Raw genomic sequence first — 20627 nt, 5'->3', positions numbered from 1 at the left:
GGTGTCGCTCCTGACGGTGAGAGCCGAGAATGACGTCTCAGATATAGGCGAACAGTCGGCACCTGCACCGACGACGCCCCTCGCGCCGTCGCCATCCGATCCCGCGCCGACGTGCCGAGCAATCGCTGCCCGACGCGGGGCATTTGCTACGTCACGGGGAGGCTGGCCCCCGATCTTTTATAAAATCACGGCTGCGAACGGACGCCAGCGGATCCGACTCAGTCGTCGGCCCGGCCGCCCCACTGCTGGATGCGGCGCGGGCGGTCGGAGACGGCTTCGACGTCGATCGGTTCGTCCTTGGCGCCGAGGGCTTCCAGCGCCGCGGCGGCCGACGCCTCCGTCGAGAAGTACGTGATCTCCTCTTCGACACACACCTTGAGGGGGTCGAGGTCGCGGGAGACCACGAGGTCGATCCGCCCCTCGCGGAGCGCCGAGACGAGTTCGTCGTGATCCTCGAAGGTTTCGAGATCGAAGTACTCCGCGTAGCCGTCGAGCAGTTCCTGCCCGGCCTCGGTGTCGGGGTCGGGGAACTCGTCGGCCGAGAGGTCGATCCACGCGGTGCCGGATTCGGGGATTGGCTTGCCGGTGGAATCCTGGGCCTTGTCGTATGCTTTCGCGAACGTCGACGCCGTGCCCATCACCTCGCCCGTCGACTTCATCTCGGGGCCGAGGCGCGGATCGGAACCGGGCAGGCGGTCGAACGGCAGGACGACCTCCTTGACGCTCACGTCCCCGGGGATCTGCTCGTCGACGTCGAGGTCGTCGAGCGTCTCGCCGGCCATCACCTTCGCTGCGAGCTTCGCGATCGGGACGCCGGTCGCCTTCGAGACGAACGGGACCGTCCGCGAGGAGCGGGGGTTCGCCTCCAGCACGTAGACGTTGCTGCTCGCGGTTTCACCGCTCGCATCCGAGTCGCCCTGCGACTCGCTGTCTTTAACTGCCAACTGAACGTTCAGGAGGCCGACCGTATCGAGCGCGGTCGCGATATCTTCTGTGACCTCGCGGACGCGCGCCATCGTCTCCTCGTCGAGCGCCCGCGGCGGGATCATACACGCGGAGTCGCCCGAGTGGACGCCCGCGCTCTCGACGTGTTCCATCACGCCGCCGATGATCGCCTCCTCGCCGTCGGAGACGGCGTCGACGTCGAGTTCGATCGCGTCGGCGAGGAACTCGTCGATGAGGATCGGCTTGTCGGGGGAGACCCGCACCGCCTCCTCGATGTACTCTTTCAGTTCGTCGTCGGAGTAGACGACCTCCATCGCCCGGCCGCCGAGCACGTACGAGGGGCGGACGAGGACCGGATAGCCGATGTCGTTCGCCAGTTCCAGCGCTTCGGCCTCGCTGGTCGCGGAGCCGCCTTCCGGCTGGAGGATCCCCAGATCGTCCATCAGGCGGTTGAACCGGTCGCGGTCCTCCGCGAGGTCCATCGCGTCCACGCTCGTCCCGAGGATCTCACAGTCGAGGCCGCGGCGCTTGAGCTCCGATTCCAGCGGGTGGCCGATGTTGACGGACGTCTGGCCGCCGAACTGGACCATCACGCCGTCGGCGTCGGCCGCCTCGACGACGTCGGCGACCTCTTCGGCGGTGATGGGCTCGAAGAACAGGCCGTCGGAGGTGTCGTAGTCGGTCGAGACCGTCTCCGGGTTGTTGTTCACGACGTGAGCGTCGATGCCCATGTCCCGGAGCGCCTGCACGGCGTGGACCGAACAGTAGTCGAACTCCACGCCCTGGCCGATGCGGATCGGGCCGCCGCCGACGACGACGACGCTCTCGACGTCGCGATCCACGCGGAGTTCGCCCGCTGCAGCGTCACCCTCGTAGGGCCCGGTGTAGAACTCGGGCCTGCGCGAGGAGTAGTAATACGGCGTCTGGGCGGCGAACTCGCCGGCGCAGGTATCGACCTGTTTGTAGGTGCGCCCCGGCACGTCGGTCTCGACCTCGCTGACAGTCGCGCCCGTCGCGGTCGCTATCTCGGCGTTGGTGACGCCGGCGGTCGCGGCGGTGGTGAAGTCACCCTCCTGGGCGGCGTCCATCGCCTCGGAGACGCGCTGGTAGCGTTCGAGGTACCACTCCTTGATGCCGGTCAGTTCCTGCACCTCCGCGACGGAGTAGCCGCGGTCGAAGGCCTCGAAGATGGCGAACGTCCGGTCGGGGGTCGGCCGTTCGAGCAGTTCCGTCTCCAGGGTCTCGTCGGAGACGGTCTCGACGTCCGTCGCGGGCTCGTACTCCGTCGAGCGGATCGCTTTCAGCATCGACTCCTCGAACGTCCGCCCGATCGCCATCGCCTCGCCGGTCGACTTCATCGCCGTCGAGAGCGTGAAGTCGACGTCGTCGAACTTGTCCTTGGGCCACCGGGGAATCTTGGTGACCACGTAGTCGATCGCGGGCTCGAACGCCGCGGTCGTCTCGCCGGTGATCTCGTTTTCGATCTCGTGGAGGCGCTTGCCGAGTGCGACCTTCGCGGTCACGCGGGCGATCGGGTAGCCGGTCGCCTTCGATGCCAGCGCCGACGACCGGGAGACGCGGGGGTTCACCTCGACGACGCGGTACTCGCCGCCGGGGGTGCCGTCGTCGTGCCACGCGAACTGGATGTTACAGCCGCCCTGGATGCCGAGTTCGCGGATCACCTCCAGCGCCGCGTCGCGCATCTCCTGGTGGCCCTCGTCGGGGATGACCTGCGAGGGCGTGACCACGATGGACTCGCCGGTGTGGATGCCCATCGGGTCGATGTTCTCCATATTGCAGATGATGATACAGGAGTTGTCGGCGTCGCGCATCACCTCGTACTCCAGTTCGACCCACCCGGAGATGGACTCGGTGATGAGCACCTCGCTGTTGCGCGAGAGGCGAAGCCCCTTCCGGACGCGCTCGTACAGTTCCTCCTTCTCGTGGACGACGCCGGAGCCCGACCCGCCGAGCGTGTAGGTCGTCCGCGCGATCACGGGCAGGCCGCCGACCGCCTCGACGGCGTCGTCGACGCGGTCGCGGAGGTCTACCTCCGTCAGGCGCTGGACCTCCTCGTCCTCGTCGAGGGAGATCGTCGTCGATTCGGGGACGGGCTGGCCGATGTTCTCCATCCGCTGCCGGAACAGATCGCGGTCCTCCGTGGCGTAGATGGTGTCCAGCGGCGTGCCCATAATGTCGACGTCGTGTTCCTCTAAGATGCCCTGTTCGGCGAGTTCGGCCGTGACGTTCAGCCCGGTCTGGCCGCCCAGTCCGGCGATGACGCCGTCGGGCTTCTCCTCGCGGATGATCTCGGCGATGGCCTCGGGCGTGATCGGCTCGATGTACACCCGGTCGGCCATCTCCGGGTCCGTCATAATCGTCGCGGGGTTCGAGTTGACGAGGACGACTCGGGCGCCCTCCTCCTGGAGCGCCCGGCAGGCCTGTGCGCCGGAGTAGTCGAACTCGGCCGCCTGTCCGATTTGGATCGGTCCGCTGCCGATGAGCAGGATCGTCCGGTCTTCGGACGCCGCTGCACCGCCGGTCGAAATGTCCTCGTCAGTCATCAGTGAGACGAAGTCCGCACATCGTAATAAGCCCGGCGGATTACTACGAGATACGAAAGTCGATTTCGAAATTCGTAACCGGAGGGAGTGGCACAGCACTCGGACGCGCCGCTCGGCAGCGAGGAGAGGCCACCGGCCGGGGCTCCGCCGTCAGTCCCGTCCCTCGACCCGGTAGCGGTACGGGCTCCCCTCGACGACGACGACCGGGCCGCCACGTTCCGCGATCTTTCCCAGAACGGTCGCGACGCGGTAGGAGGAATCGAACGCGTCGACCTCGCGCTCCCGCAGGCGATCGAGAATCTCGCGTGCAGTCAGCGGTTCGTCCGCGTCGGCGAGCACGTCGTAGAGTTCCTCGAACCCGGAGTGCCGGGTCGCGATCATACTCGGGGACACGTCCTGGGAGGGCTTAGATTCCAGTGCGACAGGCGTCAGACGGCCGCAATACGTCGAATTCGCGGAGCGTTTCGGACGGCGGTTGGAGCGAGGGTGCTACCTCCGCGATTCGGTCGGCTATCGCCCGCCTCGCTCCGAGTGCCCACCTCATACCGAGACGTCGTCGGCGGAGAGATCACGCTCGGCACGGTACTGGCTGACGAACTCGCTCACGTCGAACTCGTGCATCCGTGCTTCGAACTCCGCGATCGCCGAGTCGGCGTCGGCGTGGCTGACGGCGTGTTCCATCAGTTCGACGACGAGTTCGACGACGATCTCGTGGAGGCGCCGGGCGTCGAAGTCGGTCATCCAGACGATCCCGGCGCCGACGTCGCCGTCGTCGCTCACGTCCGCGGAGGCGACTTCTCCGGGGAACTCCTCTAAGACCATCCCCATCAGGTGGGCCGTCCCGAACTCCGGCATCTCCTCGCTCGTCGTCTCGACGGCCTCCCGGAGCACCGAGACCAGGAAGTCGGGGAGGAACCGCTCCGGGGGATGGACGTCCATCACGACCGCGTGGCTGCCACCGCAGTCGCACTCATACTCCCGCATTCCCAGGTCGAGCCGCCGCACGTCGATATCCTCGCCGCACGGCAACTCGAGCGTCTCGCCGCCCCCGCCGGGAACCTGCGGCTGTGTCATACCGGCCGTTCTCGTCGGTCGGGGTTAAACGTCGCGCTCCGGGCTCCCACGGCGTCGTCCCGGCGGTCGGTCAATCGCTCGCGGTCGTGTACAGGACCGGTCCGATGACGAGGAGTCCGAGCCCGAGGAACAGGTAATGGATCGGCACGAGCGACTGCGGCGTCAGTGCGAAGATCACACCGAAGAGCATCACGTTGAGCGCGAGGAGCTTCTGTGATCGAAGGGGCAGCACACCCACCGTCGCGACCACGAACCCGAGCAAGAGTGCCTGCCCGACGTTGTACTGGAGCAGGAAACTGTCGACGAGCTGTAGGGGGAGCATTCTTATCCGGACGTTCGGCGCGAATCGAGTATTAAAGTTCCGTTCTCCGCGGGATCGTGGGAACGAACCCATCCCGCTCGCGGCGACCGCGGGCGACCCGTCGGTCGATCAGTCGAATACTGGTCGTGAGCGATCAGTCGAGGCCAGTGACATCTCTCGGTCGAATACCGGTCGTGAGCGATCAGTCGGGGCCGGTGATGTCCATCGGGCGGATCCAGCCGTACCAGATCGCGAACACCATTCCGCCGTAGCCGAGGATGAAGACGATCGCACCGAGACCGTCGTAGCCGAGTTCGCCGAGCAGCCGGCGAACGATCCCCGAACCCGCGATCCCGACGAAGAGCAACGTCACGAGCAGCAGTTTATCCCGCGTCAGCTCGAAAATGCGTCTCTCCCCGTCGTGTCCGCTCCCGGTGTCATCTTCGGCCATCAATCGCTTTTGGGGCCGCGGGACCCTCAAAGGACCGGTTGGCGAACGGACCGGATTCGGCCGGCCGTACCAGTCGCGAGGATGGTCAGATAGCGCTCGGCGAGTGGCCGGGCGAATGGGGAGCCGTCGGGCGCTCATACTGAGTACTCTCACTTGTTATCGTAGCGTTTGCAACTGATTGCTCAGCCGATCGCACGACAGCGTGCGACCGTGTGGGCAAAGACTTGCAAACGCTACTATACCGCCGAGCGCCGCCAACGGGGATCGCGCTCGGCGGGAAGAGACGAGAGTAATCAGTATCAGAGCTTCTGGCTGAGCTGTTTGAGGTCCGAGGTGACCTTGAACACCTTGGCGGTCTGTTGTTCGTTCGCGGTGGCGACTTCGTCGATTTCCTCGTTGATCTCGTTGATGCGATCTGCTGCTTCATCGAGCATCCGAGCAATCTGATCGCCGCTCCCGGCCTGGTCGTCGGTGGCCTTCGAGACCTCCTTGATCCCGTTTGCGGCCTCCTCGACGACCCTGACGATCTCGTCGAGCTGTTCCATCGCGTCCTCGACCCGGTCGATCCCGGTGTCGATGTCCGCGGCCGTCGCCTCGACGTTCTCGACGGTCCGGTCGATCTCGCCTTGGATGTCCCGGATCGTCGTCTCGATCTGGTCGGCCTGATCCTGGGACTCCTCGGCGAGGCTCTTGACCTCGTCGGCGACCACCGCGAAGCCGTCGCCGGCCTCGCCGGCCCGTGCCGCCTCGATCGACGCGTTCAGCGCGAGCAGGTTCGTCTGCTCGGCGATGTCGTTGATGACGTCGACGATCTCGTCGATCTCCTCGGTGCGGTCCTGGAGGCCCGCGACGCTCGTACCGATCTGCTCTGCGGACGCCTCGATGTCCTCCATCACGTCGATCGCCGTCGCGCCCGAGGACTGTCCCTCCTTTGCGGCATCGACGGCCCGTTCGCTCGTCTTTTCGACCTCGTCGGCGGTGGCGGCGATCTCCTCGATCGTCGCGCTGAGGTTCGACATCTCCGCGCGGATCTCGTCGATGTTACCGGCCTCGGTGTCGGTGAGGTCGCTGATCCGTCGGGAACTCTGGGAGACGTTGTTGGCGAACTCCTGGAGATCCTGGGCGGCCTCGTTCGTCTCCTCGGCGATCTGCCGGCGGCGCTCGATCTCGTCTTCGAGTTCGGCCTCCCGGCTCGCGGTGTAGGTGTCGATCGCCACCTGCATATCGAGGTTCATCAGTTTCAGCGCCGAGAGCGTCTCGTCCACCCCGTCGTCGATCTGCTCGTGGACGTCGAGGATCGTCTCCTCGTCGACGCCGGCGGACTCGAGGACGTCTGTCACCTGCGACTGCATCCGCTGGTTCATCACGTCGAACAGAAGCTCGTAGTAGACACCGTACTGCCCGATATAGTGCTTTTCCGGCATATCGAGCAGTTCGTGAAGTTTGCCGATGCGCGCACGGTTGGTGAAGTACTCCCGGCCGTACTCGCCGTCGGTGAGTGTCCGCCAGTACGCTCGCTGTGTCTGCTTGAGCGCCTCGACATCTTTCGGCGACCGCTCGATCACCTCGACGGTCTCGTCGTGCTCTGTGAGATTGTCGTAGAACGCGTTTGCGACCGCGTCCTCGTGTTGCTCGAAGGTCGCGGCGAGCGACGCAAGCCGGGCGGCGTCGTCGTCGCCGAAGTTCAGGAAGTCCTTCCGCCATTGGATCTCCTCGTCGTCGAGCCCGATCCGTTCGATCAGCTGTGACTCGTCGACCTCGGAGTTCAGTCCGCCCTGTCCGAATACGTCTGCGTATGTGCTCATACGTGCTGATTAGTTGGTCGGGCGTTATCCCTTTCGACGGCGAAGAACCGGCCGTTCGCCCGTCGGGGAGCGGCCGCCGTGCGCGTCGGTGGCTGCCGTCGCGCGGGACCAGCCCTCATACGGACTGTTGTAACCTCCCACCGGTGATCACGGGACTGCGTCGTCCGATCACCGACGAAACGGTACAACCCTCCGTATCACTCGAACTGGTAGTCGTCGACCTCCTCCTTGTAGTAGTCGCCGTAGCTTTGGTCCTGCTGGGTTCCGGCGATGTGGGAGTCGAGCCAGTCGCGCGCGAACTGGAGCACCTCCATCGTGATGTACTCGCCGTTCTCGTGTTTCTCCCGGAGTTCGGTCACCTTCGCGGCGAAGTTCTCGTGCATCTCCTGGTGGTCGTGGAAGCACTCCGAACAGTCTTGGGCGTACCCACAGCCCTCCATAAACTCCTCCTCGTCGCCGAAGTGGTACTCGGTGTACCGCTCCAGTTCCCGCAGGGTATCGCCGAGTTCCTCCTCGGCGTGGCCCTCCTCCATCGCTCCGTGGAGTTCGTTGAGGAGTTCGAATAGCCGCTGATGTTGCTCGTCCATCCGGTCGATATCGGTGCTGTATCGCTCGTCGTCCCACTCAATGAGTGCCATAGGAATCTCCGTCCACTATCAGATTCCGGATTTATACTGTATTGCCGGCCCGATGATTCCCAGTTTCTAAAAATTCCGCCATTTCGGGTTATTTAGGCCCTCTATCGGAATTTCAGGGTAACATCTTCTGCGATAAGGATGGCGGAGAACAGCGTCTAGATATCAGATTTTGTAATAAGGCGGTCTCTGTTGGACAGTAACAACGCGAATGTCCCCCGTTCACGCTGAGGTCCGAATCTCGAACCGGACACCGCCGTCGTCACGGTGAACTGATCGCGTTCGCCCGCCAGTGACGCCGCGACGGCCGCGTCGGGATCAGCGGCAGCGTCGACGTGCAGTACACGGATCGAACTGCCCATACCGGGGACAGTTAAATGCGGCACCAAGGTGAGAATTGGCCACAAGATTATGCTTCCCGCCGTGGAACTAGAGAGTATGGCAGACACCAAGGAAGGACGCGAGAAGCAGGCCGCCGACGAGAAGCGGCGACAGATGCAACGGGACATCAGGGAAGCCCGCGAGCGTGCAGACGAGGAGGAACCGCCGATTCTGCGCACCGACGAGTCTGACGAGGACTGGCCGCCGGAGTGCCGCCGCCGCGACTGTTCGGAGCCGGCGACGTTTCTGGTGCTCGAACGATACCAGGAGGAAACCGGACACGGGGCCGTCGAGGCGACGGCCGCGCTCTGTGAGACGCATACGGCCGCCGAGAGCCCGACGAACCTCGACGGCGTCTACGAGGACTACGTGTTCCGCGTGGAGCCGCTTCCCACGATGGAGTGATAATGATTACTCTCGTCTCTTACCGCCGAACACCGCCAACGGGAGTGGCGCTCGGCGGCAACAAGTGAGAGTAATCATTATGAAACGACGGCTGTAGTCTGACGGGCGGTCGCGGCCCCTGGTTCATATCCGTCCTCGTCGGAAATCGTGTGTTGCGAGCGTCTCCCGACAGTCCGGGAGGGTCGGAGCGTCTCCCGACGGTCCGGGAGGGTGGGAGTCTAGCCGAACAGCCGTTCGGTCGCGACCTCGGCGCCCTCGACGAGCGTTTCGAGTTTCGCCCACGCGATCTCGGGGTGTACCATCGCGAGGCCGGCCTGCGTGTCGAACCCGCAGTCGGGGGCGGCCACGATTCGCGTCGGGTCGTCGACAGCCCCGGCGACGCGCTCGAGGCGGTCTGCGACGACTTCGGGGTGTTCGACGATATTCGTTTTGACGTCGACGACGCCGGGGATCAGGGTCCAGCCGTCCGGAAGCGGGTGTTCGCGAAAGACGCGGTATTCGTGTTGGTGTCGTGGATTCGCCTCCTCGATCGAGAGGCCGCCGACGTCGAGATCGTAGAGGATCGGCAGGATCTCTTCGAGCGGCTTATCCCGGTGGTGCGGTCCCTCGTAGCTCCCCCAGCAGGTGTGGACGCGGAGCTGCTCGTCGGGGATGTCGGCCGTCGCCTCGTTGAGCGCCTCGACGTGCATCCGGACGATCGGCTTGAGCTTCTCGATCGGCCGGTCCCCGAAGCCGCGGTGGCCCGTCGTCAGCAGATCGGGAGCGTCGAGCTGGAGCGTCGCTCCGGTCTCGGCGATCAGTTCGTACTCCCGTTTGAGCGCGTCGCCGACGACGGAGAGGAACTCCTCGTGGGAGTCGTAGTAGTCGTTGACGAGCGTCGCGGCGGCGATGCCGGGTGAGGCGGCCGTCAGGAACGTTCCCTCGAAGTCGGCGTCGGCGGCGTCGAGCAGTTCGACGAAGGTGTCGATCTCCTCGCGGGCGGCCTCCTCGCCCGCGTACTCGACGGGCCCGGTGACCGACGGCTGCTTCGTGAGGTCGATTCCCTCCGCCTCGAAGGCGTCCTCGGCGTACTCGGGGTAGTCCGCGAGGTCGTCCCACAGCGGCGCATCGCGGGTGTCGCCGATCCCGGTGAGGCGGTTCGCGACGTACCAGTTGAACGACACTCGGGGCTGTTCGCCGTTGTTCACGATGTCGAGGCCGATGTCGGCCTGTCGCTCGATGACGGATGCGGTTGCCTCGCGGACGCGGTCGTGCCACTCCTCCTCGTCGACCGTCTCGCCGGCCTGACGCCGCTTCAGCAGTTCGAGCAGGTCCGGCGATCGCGGGAGGCTTCCGATGTGAGTCGTCCGAATACGGTCGGCGGTCATTCGTGTCTGTGGGGATTCCACCAACCCTAATATGAGTTACGGTACTATAATATCTCTGAGTATGCTCAGAAGTAATCAATTGACCGAGGCCGATTCGTCGGCTGGCTACCGGAGACGGTGGGTTACGATCCCGTTTTGACCTCGTTGTCGTCGGCCGCGTTACCCTCGTCCGTTCCGTTGTCGTCGGCCGCGTTACCCTCGTCCGTTCCGTTGTCGTCGGCCGCATTACTCTCGTCCGTTCCGTTGTCGTCGGCCGCATTACTCTCGTCCGCTCCGGCGGCGGCGTCCTCCAGAGCCTCGTCGAGTTCCTCACTAACCGTCTCCTCGACCGTCTCCTCGACTGTTTCTTCCACTGTTTCCTCGACCTTTTCTTCGACTTTGTCAGACACTTCATCGGAGACCGTCTCGGCGACCTCGTCGACCTCCTTGCTGACGGTTTCGCCGACCGTCTTCTCGACTTCTTTGGTGACGGTTTCGCCGACCGTCTTCTCGACCTGCTCGCTGACCGTGTCGCCGACAGTCTTCTCGACCTCCTCGCTGACCGTGTCGCCGACAGTCTTCTCGACTTCCTTGCTTACCGTATCGCCGACAGTCTTCTCGACTTCCTTGCTTACCGTATCGCCGACAGTCTTCTCGACTTCCTTGCTTACCGTATCGCCGACAGTCTTCTCGACTTCCTCGCCGACGGTCTCCTCGATCCGTTCGGCCACCTCGCGGGTCATCCAGTCGGGATCGAACCGCGACATCTTCCAGCCGATGTGGATGACGTAGGAGACCAAGACGCCGAGGCCGAACGCGACGCCGACGCTCGTCCCGACGAGGAGGATCAGTCCGATCGCGACGAAGATCGTCACGCCGTACGCGAGATCGACGATGAAGTCGACACGTGCCGGCGTCATTGCACTCTCGGTGAGGTTTCGTCAGGTTCGCTTTGCGAGTTCATATACGGCCGTTCCTGCTCCAGGTACGAATAGCCGTCTGTTCGGCCACGAGACTCACACTGGACGGGCCGAGGTCCAATCGCTTAAGAGACTGCGACTAATCTTGCATATATGGTCGAAATCCTTCTTCTCGTCGGGATCGCCGTCTCGCTGTTTGTCGGCTTCAACATTGGCGGGGCGACGACGGGCCCCGCGTTCGGCCCGGCCGTCGGGGCGGATGCGATCTCGAAGACCGGGGCAGCAGCGCTGATGGCGGTGTTCTTCTTCGTCGGCGCGTGGACGATCGGCCGCCGGGTCGTCGATACGCTGGGCACCGAACTGGTCACCGACCCCGCCGTGTTCACGATCCAGACCAGCATCGTCGTGCTCTTTTTCATCGGCGGCGCGCTGTTCGTGGGCAACTACTTCGGCGTCCCGGCGTCGACGTCGATGACGGCGGTCGGCGCCATCGCCGGCCTCGGAGTCGCCGCGGGCGAACTGAACTGGGAAGTGATGGGCGAGATCGCGATCTGGTGGATCGTCGCGCCGATCGTCGGCTTCTGGGTCTCCGGGATGATCGGCCGGTACTTCTACACGCGGATCAACGAGTGGGTCGCGATCGAGAACACGCCCGGCCCGCTTTTGGAGATCGACCGCTCCGGTTCGGTTCCCCGCCCGATCACCGGCCCGAACACCACGCGACGCGAACTGGCCGGCGCGGCCGTCGTCGTCTCGATCGGCTGTCTGATGGCCTTCTCCTCGGGCACCTCGAACATCGCCAACGCCATCGCGCCGCTGGTCGGCGTCGGCGTCGACATCAACCTCCTGATCGTTCTCGGCTGTCTGGCCGTCGCGGTCGGGGCGTTCACCATCGCCCGCCGGACGCTGGACACGCTGGGCAACGACATCACGGACCTGCCGCTGACGGCCGCTATCGTCGTGGCCGTCGTCTCCTCGATCATCGTCACCGGGCTCTCGGCGATCGGCATCCCCGCCTCCTTCGTCATCATCGCGACGACGTCCATCGTCGGGCTCGGCTGGGGCCGGGCGACCCGGACGTCCACCATCCCGGACGTGGCGCGCGGCGAAAGCTCGCCGAACGTCTCCGTCGGCGCCCTCAAGGCCGAAGACCCCGGCGAGGAGGCGCCGGCGATCGGCGAGGAGGAGCCCGAGGACATCCCGTCGGCGGCGGATCTGTTCGATCCCGCGACGACCGGGCGGGTGATCGTGATGCAGAACGTCGTTCCGATCCTCTCGACGGCCGGCGCCTACGCGACGTTCACGATCCTGTTCCAGGTCTGGTGAGGACCCGGCAGCAACCGCGCCCGCAGGCGTTACCCGACACTTCTCCCTCAATCGAGCAGACCGGGATAGTCTGCCTGAACCGCCGTGGCGGCGTGTTCCCCGCTGATGAGACACATCGGCATCCCGATCCCCGGAGCGGTGTACGAACCGGTGTAGTAGAGCCCGTCGAGGCCGGTCCGGTGGCCGGGGCGGAACGGCCCGGTCTGCAACAGCGTGTGTGCGAGTCCAAGGGCGGTTCCCTGCGGGTTGCCGTACCGTTCCCCGAACTCGCTCACGCAGGCGCGTTCCTCGACGACGATCCGATCGCGGAGGTCGACGCCGGTCTGGGTCGCCAGATCCGTCAGGATCTGATCGCGAAACGAGGAACGGACGTCCGGTGTGTCGTCTAATCCCGGCGCGATCGGGACGAGAACGACGACCGCGTGGTGGCCGTCGGGCGCGACCGCGTCGTCGGTCTTCGATGGCACGGAGAGGTAGTACGCGGGGTCGTCGGGCCACGCGGGATCGTCGAAGATGGCTCTGAAATGCTTGTCCCAGTCGGTCGGGAAGACGAGGGTGTGGTGTTCGAGCGGGTCGACGTCGCCCTCGACGCCCAGATAGAGCATCAACGCCGACGGCGCGTACGTCCGCGACTCCCAGTAGTCGGCGCTGTGGTCGCGCGACGACGGCGGCAGGAGTTCCTGCTCGGTGTAGGCGGGGTTGGCGTTGCTGACGACGAGATCCGATTCGAGCGTCCCGGAATCGGTCCGGAGGCGGAAGTCGCCGGCGGCGCCCTCGATCCGTTCGACGGTCACGCCGGTCGTGATCTCGGCCCCCCGCTGGCGTGCGAGGTCGGCGAGAGCGTCGACGACACCGGCGATCCCGCCCTCCGGGTAGAAGACGTTCAGGTTCAGATCGACGTGGCTCATCACGCTGTAAAGCGCGGGCGTGTTGTGCGGGGAGCCGCCGAGGAACACGAGCGTGTACTCCAGCAACTGGCGGAGTTTTGGGTGTTCGACGTAGCGGGAGACGTAGCGGTCCATATTTCCGAACAGTCGGAACCGCGGAACCAGCGGCAGCAACTCGGGATCCAGAAACTCGCGGAACCGCTCTCTGCCCGCGTACAGGACCCGATCCATCGCCAGTTCGTAGTTCCGTTCGGCGCGGTCGAGATACGTCGCGAGCGCATCGCCCGCGCCCGTCTCGTACGATTCGAAGAGGTCGTGGACGTTCGCCCGGTTCGGCCGGATCGTCGCGCTGTCGCCGTCTTTCCAGAACACCCGATACTGCGGATCGAGCCGTTCGAGGTCGTAGAAATCCTCCGGCGAGCGGCCGAAGTGGGCGAAAAAGCGCTCGAAGACGTCCGGCATCAGGTACCACGAGGGGCCGGTGTCGAACCGGAACCCCTCGCGTTCGAGGACGCCGGCGTGACCGCCGAGGCGGTCGTGCTGTTCGAGCAGGCGGACGTCGGCGCCCGCGTCGGCGAGGTAGGCGGCCGTCGCAAGCCCGCCGAAGCCCCCACCGATAACGGTGACCGTCGTGTCTCCCGAGAGCCGATGCGACATACACGCTCGTTCGGACCGGACGCTTATCGGCGCGACCGCCGTTTTCAATCCATTGGAGTTTGGGTGATCGTTTATAAGCGACCGGTCCTGACCGCCCGATGATGAACGCGCTAGGGATCAGTTCCGTCCGTCGGTTCTGGCTGGACAGTGACACCCACCCGTCGCTGCCGCTCTCGCGGGCGGCACTGCTCGTCCTCGCCGTCGGGTTCGCCGCCGCAGGGGCGGCGGGAGCGAGTGTCCCGCTTCGGGCGCAGATGGTGGTCTACCTCGTCGGGATGGTCGCGCTGAACCTCCCGCACGGCGGGTACGAACACTTCGAGAACCTCCGGCGGCGACGCCCGTCGTTCCGCTGGCGCTACGTCGCGATCTACCTGGGGGCGATCGCCGGCTTCGTCGGCCTGCTGCTCGTGGCGCCCGTGCTGGGGCTCGCACTCGCGGTGACCGTCGCGATGGCGAAGGGCGGTCTCGGCGGTGTGAAGGTACTGGATGCCACGTCCGGGACCGAGCACCTCCGGACGCGGCCGCAACGCTGGCTCGCAGCGGGCGTCAGGGGCGGTGCGGTGATGCTCGTGCCGATTGTCTTCCACCCCGATACGTTCGCGACGTTCAGCGCGCTGATGGTCGGCCTCGTCGATCCGAGCGCGTTCGGGCCCTACGCGGCGCACTTCGGGACGACACGGCCCCTGATCGCGGCGGGCTACGGCCTCGCGCTCGCGACGCACGTCGGCCTGGGGTACGTCCGCGGCGGCGGCCGGTCGTGGCTGGTCGACGCCGGTGAGAGCCTCCTGCTCGCGGCGTACTTCGCGGCCGTGCCGGTCCTGATCGCAGTCGGGCTGTACTTCCCCTTCTGGTACTCCGCGCGGCAGGTCGCCCGGACGGTCACCGTCGACTCGGAGCCGGTCGGCGACGAGGAGTGGGACATCATCGGCGGCGGCGGGGCGTCGGCGGTCGCCCTCCGTGCGTGGGGCGTGCTCGTCGCCGGCGCGCTCGCGACGTTCCTGGTCCTCGCGGCAGTCTACTGGGCCGTGCCGAACCCGCTGGCCGGGAGCGACCTCCTCCCCGGAGCCGTAGCTTTCTGGAGCATCTTCATCAGTATCGTCGCGCTCCCGCACGTCGTCGTCGGCTCCCTCTTCGACACCGAACGCGGGATCTGGTACGTGCCCTAAGGTCGCCTGCGGACGTCCCGAGAATCATCCGAGAGTGCCGGCGACCTCGAAGACAAAGAGGAGGTAGTACAGCGATATCGCGAGGAGCACGACCCCGGTCCCGACGTTGACTGCCCGCCTGTGTGTCGTGAGTGCGGTCAGGACCCGGTTCCGGACGGGTTCGGAGGCGACACCGAAGAGCAAAAGCGGCGTTCCCATCCCCATCCCGAAGGCGCCGAAGTTCGTGATGCTCGCCACCGGATCAGAAAACAGGAACGCGCGGGCGAAAAACACCGAGATGAAGCCGGGATTACACGGCAACACGATCGCCCCGAAGAACGCACCGTAGACGAAGGCCGAAAGCGACGGATACCGCGTGCTCGGGGGGTCCAGCGTCGGCAGGCGTGACTGCGGGTGGAGGTCGGCGATCAGCACCACACCCAAAAGCGCCAGCAGGCCGAACGCGACGGGAGAGACGACCTCGACGACGGCGGTCAGTGACGTCTGCAGGAGCGTGGTGAACAGGATCCCGACGACGCCCATAAAGACCACTACCCCAAGCGCGACCAGCGCCGCAAGCGCGGCGACCGATCGTCCGTCCTCGCCCTGGTTCGAGAGAAACGCCAGAAACCCCGGATACAGGGGGATGACACAGACGGCGGAAAGTGGCGTCGCAAGCCCAAGCGTGAACGAGGTCACAGCCTCGCCGAGGAGCGACATCTCAGCACTCCTCGGCGGTCTGACGGATGGTCGGGCGCGTGCTGTCGGAGCCCGACAGGAACGTCGCGGTTCCCGACTCGCAGACGACGATCACCGGCGTGCTCGGGGCGTTCACCACCGTCGAGCCGAACCGGTCGACCAGCGACTGGGTCATTTCCGTCGGTGCGACCGCAAATCGCCAGCCGAAGTCGTTCTCCTCCGCGTGCTGCCGGACTTTGGCGGCGTCCTCGTTGGGATCCGTGTTGAGTCCGAGCAGAGTGTAGGTCCCGTCCAGTTGGGCGAGTTGGTTCGAGAGCCGCTTGCATTTCGGACACCAGACTGCGAACGACTGGATCACCACCGGGGCCGTGAGGCTATCGACGGTGAACGTCTCCCCACTACGCACGGCCGAGAGCTCGGTGGAGAGCCACTCGTCCGATGTGGGCGTGGCTGTCTCTGTCGCCATCCCGCCGGTCGTCGACCCGCCGTCGCTCGCGCCGGCTTCGGTGTCGCTGTCGGCCGACCCACCGCTGCCCAGGCACCCCCCGAGTAAACTCGTCGCCAGCGTGCCGCCTGCGGCGAGGAGTGTCCGACGGCTGCTCCTGCCGGAGCGATCGTGTGAGTCGTTCGTCATACTCGGAGTACTGACGGCAGTATACAAAGCGATTGTTCAAACTCCGTTCAAATTCTGTTCGGCCTCACTGACAAGTTCGTCCTGGTCACTCCTCGGTGGCTTCCAGGTCGTCGCCCTCGCGGATCCGCACCGTCGAGATCCGGGTGCCGTCGATGCCCGTGACTTCCAGCACGTGACCCTCGACGTCGACGCTGTCGCCGACGGTCGGCGCGCGGTCGAGCCGGCTGAGCACCAGTCCGCCGATCGTCCCGACCTCGTCGCTCTCGAAGTCGGTGTCGAGGGTGTCGTTGACCGTGACGATGGGGACGCCGCCGTCGACGTCGTACTCGCCGTCGTCGCGCTCTTTGATCGAGTGTTCCCGTTCGTCGACGTCGAAGTCGTCGCGGAGATCGCCGACCACGGCCTCGACGACGTCCTCGACGGTCGCGATCCCCTCGAAGGAGCCCCACTCGTCGATGACGGCGGCCATCTGCTGTCGGTCCTCCCGGAACTGGATCAGGAGATCGCTGATCGTCGTCGTCTCCGGGACGACGACGATGTCGCGGGCGATGTCCGAAGCGGTGGCGGCGTCGCCATCTTCGCTTGCTCGCAGGACGTCTTTGACGTCCACGAAGCCGACGATCTGGTCGTTTTCGTCTGCGTCGAGCACGGGGTAGCGCGTGTGACCGGCCGCGAAGACGGTCTCCCGGAGATCCGAAAGCGTGGTGTCCGTCGATACGCTCACCACGTCGGGGCGCGGGACCATCACCTCCCGGACGACGGTATCGTCGAGGTCGAACACGCGTTCGATCATCGCTACCTCCGTCGTGTCGATTTCGCCCTCCTCGCCGGACTGCGCCAGCACCCGCCGGATCTCGCCCTCGCCGAGCGTCTCGTCGGCCTCGGTGGCCGCCGGCACGCCGAGCAGTCCGGTGAACGCGTTGGCTGTGCCGTTGAACACGATAATGCCGGGGTAAAAGAGATAATAGAAGAAGATCATCGGCGGGGCGAGCGCGAGAGACAGCGTCTGCGTCCGGGCGATCGCGAGCGTCTTCGGCGCGAGTTCGCCGAAGACGACGTGGAGAAACGTGATGATGCTGAACCCGACCGCGAAGGCGACCAGGTGGATCAGACTCGCCGGGAGCAGGGGTTCCAAGACGGGTTCCAAAAGCGACGCGACGGCGGGTTCGCCGACCCACCCCAGTCCCAGCGAGGCGAGGGTGATCCCGAGTTGCGTCACTGCCAGGTAGTTGTCGAGGTTGCCCATCACCGTCTGGAGCGAGCCGGCACCGGCCCGTCCACTTTCGGCGAGCTGGTCGACCGACGTCCCGCGGATCCGGACGAAGGCGAACTCGGCGGCGACGAAGAAACCGTTCAGGACGACGAGAAACAGCGCGATGGCGAGCTGACCCACCGAGAGTGCGACGTTTACCATCGGTGGAATCGGCTGGCTGCGGCTGTCGGTCGTGACGCGTTCATACCCGTATCTCTCGGCCGACGTACTAAAATGGTAGACTGAACGGATACGGGATGACTGGTTGGTCGGCAGCACCCGGGAGCCGGGGATTCACCGGTACCATCGAGCGCCACCCTCGTTGGCGGACCTCGGCGGGAAGAGACGAGAGTAATCAGTATCAGGGCAGTGAGGATGTCAATTTTTCGAGTATCGGCGGGAGCGTTGGCGTCTCGAACCGCCGCCGGTACTCCCGTTCGAGTTGTCCGACCCCGAGCGGGAGCAGACTCATTCCGAACACGACCAGCCATCCGTCAAGCCCGATAGGCGTTGTCCGGAGCGCCAACGAGATGCCGGGGAGGTAGACGGCACCGAAAAGAATCAGCGTCGAGAGGCCGAGTGCCCCCCAGACGTACAGATTTTCCGTCACTTCGTTTCGGAGAATTCCCGATGTGATCTCCCGCATATTGAACACGTGCCAGAGTTGCGCGAACGCAAGCGTCAGGAAAGAGATCGTGACGGCCTCTCTGGTCTCCAAGCCGCCGACGTACATCCCACCAGCGATGACGAATGCGCCGATCGTCGAGGCTGAAATGAGCAGTCCGTACACCCCCAACTCGCCCCAGTGCGTTCGGGTCATAATCGGTTCCTCGGGATCCCTGGGTGGGCGATCCATAATATCTCTGCTTCCTTCACAGGCGCCGAGTGCAAACGCCGGGAAGATATCGGTCACAACGTTGAGGAAGAGAATCTGCAACGGGAGCAAGGGGAGCGGAAACCCGAGCAACGCCGCGATCAAAATGGCCAAAAGCTCGCTAAGGTTGCACGACATAAGATACAGCACGAACTTTCGGATGTTGTTGAATATGGTCCGTCCTTCCCTGACTGCGTGGTAGATGCTCCCGAAATTGTCGTCTCTGAGGATCATATCCGCCGCTTCCTGGGCGACCTGCGTCCCTCGCTGTCCCATCGCGACGCCGATATCGGCCTTCTTCAGCGCTGGTGCGTCGTTGACTCCGTCGCCGGTCATCGCGACGATAGAGCCGGCCGTCCGGTGAAGGTCGATCAGATCGAGCTTGTTCTCGGGGTTCACCCGCGCAAACACGGACGCGTTCACGAACCGGTCCGTTTCCGCCTGAGAGAGGGTCTCCGGGTCGTCGAGTTCGCGGCCTTCGATCACCTCCACATCGGCGGAGTCGACCAGCCCGACACTGTGAGCGATATTCCTCGCGGTCCCCGCGTGGTCACCGGTCACCATAACGACCCGCATCCCGGCGTCCTGACACCGCTGGATGGTCGGCTTGACCTCCTCGCGCGGCGGATCGATGAATCCGACCAGGCCGAGTAGCGTCAGGTCCTCGTACGGGGGGGTCTCCGTGCTGTCAACCTCCTTCCGGGCGAGAGCGAGGACTCGTAACCCGTCTTCAGCCATCCGGTCGCCCTTTTCGAGCCACTCCGCTCGGTCGCTGTCAGTCAGCGCCTCGGTATCGCCGTCAGTCTTCACGTGCGTGGCCGAGTCAATGACGGCTTCCGGAGCCCCTTTCACAGCAACTGTGTACGCTCCGTTCAGTTCGTGGTAGGTCGCCATCATCTTGACCGACGGATCGAAGGAGACTTCGCGGGCTTCCGGCATCGAGTCGAGGAGTTCGTCCCGGTCGAGTCCGCCCTTGATCCCCGCGATGAGGAGCGCAACCTCCATCGGGTCCCCAGACGTTTCGATTTCGCTTTCGTGCTCGGTTACGGACGCGTTGGTACACAGCACTCCCACTTCGAGCGCTTCTTGCACGATTGGATCCTGCGGTTCGTCCAGTTCCTGATCGTCCTGCTTGAACGTCCCGTCAGTCTCGAGCCCGGTTCCGGTGACCTCGACGGTGCCGTTCGCCAGCTCGTATTCGGCGACGGTCATCCGATTTTCCGTCAGCGTTCCCGTCTTGTCGGTGCAGATGACCGTGGTAGAGCCGAGTGTTTCGACGGACGCCAGATTGGTGACGAGCGCGTTGCGATCCGCCATTCGCCACATCCCCCGTGCCAAGACCAGCGTAGCGACGATGGGGAGTCCCTCCGGGACGGTCGCAATCGCGAGCGCGATGGCGGTTTCGACCATCAGGAACAGATCCTGCCCACGGAGCCACCCGGACACGAGGACAATCGTCGCAACCACGAGGAGGAAGGGGACCAGTTTCTGTCCCAGCTCGTCGAGTTTCTCCTGCAAGGGCGTCTCTTCTTCGGCCGCTTCCCGAAGCGAGGCCGAGATGTGTCCCAGTTCCGTGTCCGGGCCGGTCGAGACGACGACCGCTTCGACGGACCCTCGCGTTACGTACGTCCCCTTGTAGAGCATATTCTCCCGCTCGGCGAGCGGAACGTCCTCCTCGAGCGGGTCACTCGTCTTCCCCACGGGAACCGATTCGCCAGTGAGCGCCGACTCGTCGACCTGGAGCTTGGACGGTTCGATGATCCGTAGGTCGGCCGGAACGAGGTCGCCGGCTTCGAGAATCACGATGTCGCCCGGGACGAGATCGCCTGCTGGGATCGTCGTTTCCGCACCGGTTCGGCGGACCCGAGTTTCGATCTCCGTGATCTCCTGAAGGCTCTCTATCGAGCTGATAGCGCGCATCTCGGTGACGAAGCCGATCGCACCGTTGATGGCGAGGACGGCGAAGATCGCGACCGCCTCGACGACGTCGCCCATCACGAACGCCGCCAGTCCCGCGACTGCGAGTAACAGGATGATGAAACTCTTGAACTGATCCGCGAGCACCGCCGTCCAGTGTCGTTTTTCGGCCTCGCGAAGCTCATTGGGGCCGAACTGCTCCAGTCTCCGCGTTACTTCCTCGTCCGACAACCCTTCGTCACGAGAGACGTCCGCCCACGCCAAGACGTCAGTAATCGACTGCGACCACGGGGTTTGGTCATCGGATTTGTCTCGTGTCATTATTCACTGAGATTCTCCGTTCCCAGACGTGTTCGGGCCCGGCTTCGGCAACCTTCATCGTTCGCTGTTCGGGCCGGCTGTGTCGAGC

General features: G+C 64.8%; 16 protein-coding genes and 1 pseudogene. 3 read left to right on the top strand and 14 right to left on the bottom strand.

Annotated elements, in window-relative coordinates; all coding sequences use genetic code 11:
- Nucleotides 1-218: 218 nt before the first annotated feature.
- From carB to RJT48_RS11755, 7 genes and pseudogenes are all read right to left on the bottom strand, one after another.
- Complete coding sequence (carB, locus tag RJT48_RS11785; protein WP_311172482.1) at nt 219-3509, bottom strand: carbamoyl-phosphate synthase large subunit; 3291 nt, start codon at nt 3507-3509, stop codon at nt 219-221.
- A gap of 150 nt (nt 3510-3659) precedes the next feature.
- Nucleotides 3660-3890 carry a hypothetical protein gene (locus RJT48_RS11780; RefSeq protein WP_311172481.1) on the bottom strand — a complete coding sequence of 77 codons (231 nt, stop codon included), beginning with the start codon at nt 3888-3890 and terminating at the stop codon, nt 3660-3662.
- 159 nt (nt 3891-4049) lie between these two features.
- The gene (locus tag RJT48_RS11775) at nt 4050-4583 is read right to left on the bottom strand and encodes a DUF5815 family protein (RefSeq protein WP_311172480.1); all 534 of its coding nucleotides are present in this window, start codon (nt 4581-4583) and stop codon (nt 4050-4052) included.
- Nucleotides 4584-4653: 70 nt separating this feature from the next.
- A complete protein-coding gene (locus RJT48_RS11770; protein WP_311172479.1) occupies nt 4654-4905 on the bottom strand; it encodes a DUF8006 family protein in 252 nt (83 codons plus the stop codon).
- 181 nt (nt 4906-5086) lie between these two features.
- A complete protein-coding gene (locus RJT48_RS11765; RefSeq protein ID WP_311172478.1) occupies nt 5087-5335 on the bottom strand; it encodes a DUF7996 family protein in 249 nt (82 codons plus the stop codon).
- Between the two features lie 299 nt (nt 5336-5634).
- Nucleotides 5635-7140 carry a globin-coupled sensor protein gene (locus RJT48_RS11760; protein ID WP_311172477.1) on the bottom strand — a complete coding sequence of 502 codons (1506 nt, stop codon included), beginning with the start codon at nt 7138-7140 and terminating at the stop codon, nt 5635-5637.
- Between the two features lie 200 nt (nt 7141-7340).
- Nucleotides 7341-7778: pseudogene (locus RJT48_RS11755) on the bottom strand (bacteriohemerythrin); the annotation flags it as partial.
- A gap of 435 nt (nt 7779-8213) precedes the next feature.
- Between RJT48_RS11755 and RJT48_RS11750 the strand changes: the two are divergent.
- Nucleotides 8214-8561: a hypothetical protein gene (locus RJT48_RS11750; RefSeq protein WP_311172475.1), complete on the top strand. Its 348-nt coding sequence runs from the start codon at nt 8214-8216 to the stop codon at nt 8559-8561.
- 218 nt (nt 8562-8779) lie between these two features.
- Here RJT48_RS11750 and RJT48_RS11745 read toward each other — a convergent pair whose 3' ends face one another.
- Both RJT48_RS11745 and RJT48_RS11740 read right to left on the bottom strand, forming a co-directional pair.
- Nucleotides 8780-9928 carry a cobalamin-independent methionine synthase II family protein gene (locus tag RJT48_RS11745; protein WP_311172474.1) on the bottom strand — a complete coding sequence of 383 codons (1149 nt, stop codon included), beginning with the start codon at nt 9926-9928 and terminating at the stop codon, nt 8780-8782.
- A 122-nt stretch (nt 9929-10050) separates the two neighbouring features.
- Nucleotides 10051-10827 (bottom strand): DUF485 domain-containing protein, encoded by a 777-nt coding sequence (locus RJT48_RS11740; RefSeq protein WP_311172473.1) that lies wholly within the window; start codon nt 10825-10827, stop codon nt 10051-10053.
- Between the two features lie 153 nt (nt 10828-10980).
- Here RJT48_RS11740 and RJT48_RS11735 point away from each other — a divergent pair, with 153 nt between their 5' ends.
- Entirely contained in the window at nt 10981-12153 is a 1173-nt protein-coding gene (locus RJT48_RS11735; protein WP_311172472.1) for an inorganic phosphate transporter, read from the top strand.
- 47 nt (nt 12154-12200) lie between these two features.
- Here RJT48_RS11735 and RJT48_RS11730 read toward each other — a convergent pair whose 3' ends face one another.
- A complete protein-coding gene (locus RJT48_RS11730) occupies nt 12201-13697 on the bottom strand; it encodes a phytoene desaturase family protein (RefSeq protein WP_311172471.1) in 1497 nt (498 codons plus the stop codon).
- 101 nt (nt 13698-13798) lie between these two features.
- On the opposite strand from RJT48_RS11730, the gene RJT48_RS11725 reads away from it, so the two are divergent.
- Nucleotides 13799-14863, top strand: a complete 1065-nt coding sequence (locus tag RJT48_RS11725) for a Brp/Blh family beta-carotene 15,15'-dioxygenase (protein ID WP_311172470.1) — start codon at nt 13799-13801, stop codon at nt 14861-14863.
- A gap of 24 nt (nt 14864-14887) precedes the next feature.
- Here RJT48_RS11725 and RJT48_RS11720 read toward each other — a convergent pair whose 3' ends face one another.
- The 4 genes from RJT48_RS11720 to RJT48_RS11705 form a co-directional block, all read right to left on the bottom strand.
- Nucleotides 14888-15562: a cytochrome c biogenesis protein CcdA gene (locus RJT48_RS11720; protein WP_311172469.1), complete on the bottom strand. Its 675-nt coding sequence runs from the start codon at nt 15560-15562 to the stop codon at nt 14888-14890.
- Nucleotide 15563: 1 nt separating this feature from the next.
- Entirely contained in the window at nt 15564-16175 is a 612-nt protein-coding gene (locus RJT48_RS11715; RefSeq protein WP_311172468.1) for a TlpA family protein disulfide reductase, read from the bottom strand.
- An 85-nt stretch (nt 16176-16260) separates the two neighbouring features.
- Nucleotides 16261-17589, bottom strand: a complete 1329-nt coding sequence (locus tag RJT48_RS11710) for a hemolysin family protein (protein ID WP_311172467.1) — start codon at nt 17587-17589, stop codon at nt 16261-16263.
- 199 nt (nt 17590-17788) lie between these two features.
- Nucleotides 17789-20539, bottom strand: a complete 2751-nt coding sequence (locus tag RJT48_RS11705; protein ID WP_311172466.1) for a cation-translocating P-type ATPase — start codon at nt 20537-20539, stop codon at nt 17789-17791.
- Nucleotides 20540-20627: the final 88 nt, after the last annotated feature.

Source organism: Halobellus ordinarius (genome assembly GCF_031823395.1).
In the GTDB taxonomy this organism is placed as follows: domain Archaea; phylum Halobacteriota; class Halobacteria; order Halobacteriales; family Haloferacaceae; genus Haloquadratum; species Haloquadratum ordinarius.
Note: the sequence above shows the minus strand (reverse complement) of the source record. Positions and strands in the feature narration are given on the sequence as shown.

Excerpts from the sequence above, each read along its gene's own strand:
- carB (WP_311172482.1), bottom strand. The coding sequence starts at position 3,509 with ATGACTGACGAGGACATTTCGACCGGCGGTGCAGCGGCGTCCGAAGAC.
- RJT48_RS11780 (WP_311172481.1), bottom strand. The coding sequence starts at position 3,890 with ATGATCGCGACCCGGCACTCCGGGTTCGAGGAACTCTACGACGTGCTC.
- RJT48_RS11775 (WP_311172480.1), bottom strand. The coding sequence starts at position 4,583 with ATGACACAGCCGCAGGTTCCCGGCGGGGGCGGCGAGACGCTCGAGTTG.
- RJT48_RS11770 (WP_311172479.1), bottom strand. The coding sequence starts at position 4,905 with ATGCTCCCCCTACAGCTCGTCGACAGTTTCCTGCTCCAGTACAACGTC.
- RJT48_RS11765 (WP_311172478.1), bottom strand. The coding sequence starts at position 5,335 with ATGGCCGAAGATGACACCGGGAGCGGACACGACGGGGAGAGACGCATT.
- RJT48_RS11760 (WP_311172477.1), bottom strand. The coding sequence starts at position 7,140 with ATGAGCACATACGCAGACGTATTCGGACAGGGCGGACTGAACTCCGAG.
- RJT48_RS11750 (WP_311172475.1), top strand. The coding sequence starts at position 8,214 with ATGGCAGACACCAAGGAAGGACGCGAGAAGCAGGCCGCCGACGAGAAG.
- RJT48_RS11745 (WP_311172474.1), bottom strand. The coding sequence starts at position 9,928 with ATGACCGCCGACCGTATTCGGACGACTCACATCGGAAGCCTCCCGCGA.
- RJT48_RS11740 (WP_311172473.1), bottom strand. The coding sequence starts at position 10,827 with ATGACGCCGGCACGTGTCGACTTCATCGTCGATCTCGCGTACGGCGTG.
- RJT48_RS11735 (WP_311172472.1), top strand. The coding sequence starts at position 10,981 with ATGGTCGAAATCCTTCTTCTCGTCGGGATCGCCGTCTCGCTGTTTGTC.
- RJT48_RS11730 (WP_311172471.1), bottom strand. The coding sequence starts at position 13,697 with ATGTCGCATCGGCTCTCGGGAGACACGACGGTCACCGTTATCGGTGGG.
- RJT48_RS11725 (WP_311172470.1), top strand. The coding sequence starts at position 13,799 with ATGAACGCGCTAGGGATCAGTTCCGTCCGTCGGTTCTGGCTGGACAGT.
- RJT48_RS11720 (WP_311172469.1), bottom strand. The coding sequence starts at position 15,562 with ATGTCGCTCCTCGGCGAGGCTGTGACCTCGTTCACGCTTGGGCTTGCG.
- RJT48_RS11715 (WP_311172468.1), bottom strand. The coding sequence starts at position 16,175 with ATGACGAACGACTCACACGATCGCTCCGGCAGGAGCAGCCGTCGGACA.
- RJT48_RS11710 (WP_311172467.1), bottom strand. The coding sequence starts at position 17,589 with ATGGTAAACGTCGCACTCTCGGTGGGTCAGCTCGCCATCGCGCTGTTT.
- RJT48_RS11705 (WP_311172466.1), bottom strand. The coding sequence starts at position 20,539 with ATGACACGAGACAAATCCGATGACCAAACCCCGTGGTCGCAGTCGATT.